The organism is Candidatus Margulisiibacteriota bacterium (assembly GCA_031268855.1).
GTDB lineage: Bacteria > Margulisbacteria > Termititenacia > Termititenacales > Termititenacaceae > Termititenax.
On record JAIRWS010000084.1, the window covers coordinates 1 to 4,570 of the forward strand.

The window sequence follows — 4,570 nt, forward strand, 5'->3', positions numbered from 1 at the left end:
GATATTGGCATCTGGCTGGGGACCAAGATCGCCGACGCTATTTTAGACGCTTTGGAGCAAGACCAACAAAAACAGCTGACCCTGGCAGAACATATTAACAGGGTATTTTTTGACCTGCCTTACAGCGGCAGCAGGGATGATCTAGGCACAAGGCAAGGGATAACCTGCGGCATGGCGCTGGATGAGAATAATGCGCATAGAAGAAAAGACCGGCAAGATTTGGTATCTTCTGGATAGCAAGAAAAGTGATGAGAAAATATTAGTTTCAACGAATGACTTTACATTGCCCGGCGCGGAGTAGTACGCGCCTGTCCCTTTCTTAATTTCCTGCCGGGCAGGTTTCCACCGCGGCTGCGGGAATAGTTTCAATTTGTCTTTCGTAAATGCGCCTAAACAAAAACAAACTGAACAACAGCGCGGCCGCGCCGGAGAGCGGCGATGACCACCAGACCGCCGCCAGGACGCCCGTAAGCGACAGCAGCCAGACCGAGAGCAGCAGCACACCCAGCCGGAACGCTGTCGCCAGAAAACTTTCCAGTCCGTGTCCCAGCGCTTGAAAAACCGAATTCAAAACAATCCCCAAAGCAAAAAACACATAACTAATACTGATAATCCGCAAAGCCGGCGCGCCGATCCGCAGCATCTGTTCGGTCGCATTAAAAATTAGCAGGAGTTTTTCCGCAAAGAGCTGGAACAACAGCGTGCCCAGCAGCATAATGCCGAGCGTGTAAAGACAGCCCAATTTCAGGGCGCGCAGCAGGCGCTGTTTGTTCCGCGCGCCAAAATTATAAGCCACAATCGGGATCAGCGCGTTGTTGAGGCCAAAAACCGGCATAAAAACAAAACTCTCCAGACCAAAATAGGCGCCCAGCACGGCCACCGCCGTGGACGCCTCCGCCAGTCCCATTAAAATTCTGTTTTGCCCGTATATCGCCAGCGAAAGCAGCGTGCCCATTAAAATCGCCGGCACACCGACCGCGCAGATCTTGCGGATCACCGTAAGGTCTGGACGGAAACCGCGAAAAGAAAAATTTATTTCTTTGTTTTTGGTCAGATTGAAATACAGCGCGAGTGCGCAGGCCGAGCCTTCGCCGAGAACGGTCGCCACCGCCGCGCCTTTCACGCCCAGCGCTGGACAGCCCAGCAGACCGAAAATCATAATTGGATCGAGGATAATATTCACGACCGCGCCAACGATCTGCGAGATCATCTGATAAACAGCTTTGCCCGTGGACATCAGCAGCCTCTCCAGAATAACCTGCCCGACCAGCGTTGCCGAAAAAAGACTGACCAGCGAGAGATACTCCTGGCCGTATTGCAGAAGCGCGCCGGAAACATTTTGCGAACGAAAATAAATCTCCGTGCCCCAGCCGCCGAAAACCATGAAAACCACGGCGGCCAGTCCGGCCAGAAAAAGACCATTCAGCGCGGATTTATTTACCTGCGCAAAATTCCGTTCGCCAAGACTTTTGGAAAGCAGCGCGTTGATGCCGACGCTGATGCCGACCGCGACCTGCAACATCAGCATCTGCGCCGGAAAAGTCAGTGACACCGCGGCAAACGCGTCTTCGCTCAGGTACGCGACAAAGATGCGGTCGACGATGTTGTACAGCGACTGCACGAACATGGCAAACATCATCGGCAGCGCCATGCCCAGCAGCAGGCGGTTGATGGGCTGCGTGCCCATTTTGTTTTGTGCTACCGCTTCTTCCGCATTCATTTTTTTTCTCCCGCCCCAAACAAGGCGGCCAATTCTAGCCTGTCTTGAGATAAACTACTATCGCCCTATCCATGTCTGCCAGTTTATATTTGGAGACATCCAGCAAAGATAGTCCGCTTCTGGCCGCGGCGCGCTTAGCGGCGGAAATTTCCGTTTCCACATTTTTCGCTTTCATAAACAGCGCTTTGCCGTCCGGCCGCAAAAACGGCGCGGCTAATTGGCACAGTTCTTTGATCTCCGCGACCGCCCGCACTGTCACAAAATCGTACTGGCCTTGATATTCTTTTTGCCGGTTTAGTTTTTCCGCGCGTTCCCAGACCGTCTGCGCGTTGGGCAGGGACAGCGCGTCAATGGCGGACCGCACATATTTAATTTTTTTCAACGTGCTGTCGTTGAGCGTAACCTGTAGATCCGGTCGCTCTATCGCCAGAGGAAGCCCCGGATAACCCGCACCCGTGCCGATGTCGATCAAGCGGACACTTCGACTCTCCTCGACTTCGCTCCCTAACGGGCTTACAGTCGGAGACCGCCGCTCAGCATCCGGGCCTTGAGCGGCGTCGAAAGGCGCAGTCAAAAACGGCAGCAAGGCCAGCGAGTCCTCAATATGCTTCAAATAAAAATCCTCTCGCGTGGAAAGGCGCGTAATATTTGTATGCGCGTTATAAGCGGTCTGCAAAGCAAAAAGTTTTTCATAAATGGACATGTTTTTTATCTTAGCATGGGACGGCTTCCTGTTGTCAAAAACACCAGCCCGCTGTAGTATTTCCCTAATTCATCGGAGACGGTTTATGCAGAAAAAGTTAGCCGCTTATTTATCAGGGAACTATCCTCATATCAACGATTATTGTCACTCCCTGTTGTCTGCCGCCAAAAAAAACGGCCGGATCATAAAAGGCGCTTTCAATGGGGTGCTTATCACCGCGTCTCCTCTTAATAATCTTCAAGATCTGCTGGACGAATATTGGAACGCGATCACCCGCAGGAATAATTCGCCGACGCTCATTTCTGATCGGCCCTCAGACGGTGCAGCCACACCAGCAATATCGAAATATCCGCCGGATTAACGCCGGCCAGACGCGAGGCCTGCCCGACAGTCTCCGGCCTGATTTTTTTGAGCTTCTCTCTGGCCTCTTTGCGCAGGCCGGTCATGGCATCATAATCCGTTCCCGGAGGGATTTTTCTTTTCTCCGCTTCCCGCGCGCGGCGGATCTGCTGCTCTACCTCTGCTAAATAAGCCGAATATTTGATTTCTATCTCCAGCTTTTCGGCCTCGACGCCACTTAACACTGTAAGAAAACCGAGTTCTCTCAAACTTAACAAAGAGATTTTTTGTCTTTTTAATAGTTCAGCTCCGCTTGACGGCTTCGTCAGTTTTTCGCCTAAATTCAGCAAAAATTCTGTGTTTTTTTTGTTTGGCATTACTTTAAATTCCGTCAGTCTGACCTTTTCCGCTTCTATTTTCTCCCGCGCTTGCTGGAATTTTTGGCATCTTTGCGCGGAGATCAGCCCTATTTCCCGGCCTTTTTCCAACAATCTATCCTCGGCGTTATCCTGACGCAAAAAAAGCCGGTATTCCGAGCGTGAGGTCATCATGCGGTAAGGCTCGCGTATTTCCTTGGTGATCAGGTCATCGACAAGCGTGCCAATATAGCTTTCCTCTCTGGTCAGGAAAAACAGCTCCTGTCCGCGGACAAAACGCGCGGCGTTGATACCGGCAAGCAGCCCCTGCGCGGCGGCCTCTTCATAGCCAGATGTGCCATTAATCTGCCCGGCCGTAAAAATTCCGGTAAATTCACGTAATTTTAGACAGCGGTCGAGCTGCTCAGGATAAATAAAATCATAAGCGACGGCATAACCCGGCCGCATGATCTCCACACTTTCCAGCCCGGGGATCGTCCGCAAAACCGCCAGCTGCACATCACAGGGCAGTGAGGTCGAAAAACCCTGCGCGTACATCTCGTTGGTGTCCGCGCCTTCCGGTTCCAGAAAAAGGTGATGACTGTCCTTATCCGCAAAACGCTGGACTTTGTCCTCGATCGACGGACAATAGCGCGGGCCGACGGCGTTGATCAGCCCCTGATACAACGGCGAGCGGTCAAGATTGGCGCGGATAATCTCATGCGCGCGCGGATTGGTGCGCACCAGATAACAGGGCTGTTGCGGCCGGGCTTCGGCTCCGCTCAGCCCTCGCTCCGTCTCAAAAGAAAAAAAATGTTTTTCTTCCAGCCCGGGCTCGGCCTGAATTTTCGTAAAATCGATCGTGCGGCGGTCAAGGCGCGGCGGCGTGCCGGTTTTTAAACGGCCGGTGCGCAGGCCCTGCGCGTTCAGCGAGGCCGTCAGCGCGTCCGCGGAAAACTCGCCCAGCCGGCCGGCCGGCGTAGACTCCAGTCCGATAAAAATCTCGCCGCGCAAAAAAGTGCCGGTCGTCAAGACCAGCGCGCGCGCGTAATACGCAAAGCCCATTTTTGTTTTCACGCCCCGAAAGGTTTTGTCCGTCAGGATCAACTCCGTAACTTCGGCCTGCTTCACATCGAGCCGCGGCGTATTCTCCACAATTTTTTTCATGTAGCGCATATACTCCGCGCGGTCAGACTGCGCGCGCAGGGAATGTACCGCGGGGCCTTTGGAGAGATTGAGCATTTTTAATTGCAAAAACGTGGCGTCCGCGGCTTTGCCCATTTCACCGCCGAGCGCGTCGAGTTCGCGGACGAGCTGCGATTTGCCCGGGCCGCCGATCGCGGGATTACAGGACATTTTGCCGAGCGTGTCGAGATTGAGCGTGAGCAGCAGCGTATCCAGCCCCAGCCGCGCGCAGGCCAGCGCGGCCTCGATACCAGCATGCCCCGCGCC

At 53.6% G+C, this 4,570-nt stretch carries 5 protein-coding genes; 2 read left to right on the plus strand and 3 right to left on the minus strand.

The features are described from left to right. A partial coding sequence (locus LBJ25_05170) for a hypothetical protein (GenBank protein MDR1453345.1) occupies positions 1-237 on the plus strand: 237 nt, incomplete at its 5' end. 82 nt (positions 238-319) lie between these two features. Here LBJ25_05170 and LBJ25_05175 read toward each other — a convergent pair. Both LBJ25_05175 and rsmG read right to left on the minus strand, forming a co-directional pair. Beyond that, positions 320-1,720, minus strand: a complete 1,401-nt coding sequence (locus tag LBJ25_05175) for an MATE family efflux transporter (GenBank protein ID MDR1453346.1) — start codon at positions 1,718-1,720, stop codon at positions 320-322. Between the two features lie 34 nt (positions 1,721-1,754). Then, positions 1,755-2,423, minus strand: coding sequence for a 16S rRNA (guanine(527)-N(7))-methyltransferase RsmG (gene rsmG / locus LBJ25_05180; GenBank protein ID MDR1453347.1), 669 nt, complete (start codon positions 2,421-2,423; stop codon positions 1,755-1,757). An 85-nt stretch (positions 2,424-2,508) separates the two neighbouring features. On the opposite strand from rsmG, the gene LBJ25_05185 reads away from it, so the two are divergent. Continuing rightward, positions 2,509-2,784, plus strand: a complete 276-nt coding sequence (locus LBJ25_05185; protein MDR1453348.1) for a hypothetical protein — start codon at positions 2,509-2,511, stop codon at positions 2,782-2,784. Here the strand turns inward: LBJ25_05185 and mnmG are convergent. After that, the coding region (mnmG, locus tag LBJ25_05190; GenBank protein ID MDR1453349.1) for a tRNA uridine-5-carboxymethylaminomethyl(34) synthesis enzyme MnmG at positions 2,720-4,570 on the minus strand (1,851 nt) is incomplete at its 5' end. The two genes, LBJ25_05185 and mnmG, sit on opposite strands and share 65 nt — an antisense overlap.

What these genes read in the sequence shown, in the direction of transcription:
- LBJ25_05175 (MDR1453346.1), bottom strand. Translation starts at nt 1,720, where the DNA reads ATGAATGCGGAAGAAGCGGTAGCACAAAACAAAATGGGCACGCAGCCC.
- rsmG (MDR1453347.1), bottom strand. Translation starts at nt 2,423, where the DNA reads ATGTCCATTTATGAAAAACTTTTTGCTTTGCAGACCGCTTATAACGCG.
- LBJ25_05185 (MDR1453348.1), top strand. Translation starts at nt 2,509, where the DNA reads ATGCAGAAAAAGTTAGCCGCTTATTTATCAGGGAACTATCCTCATATC.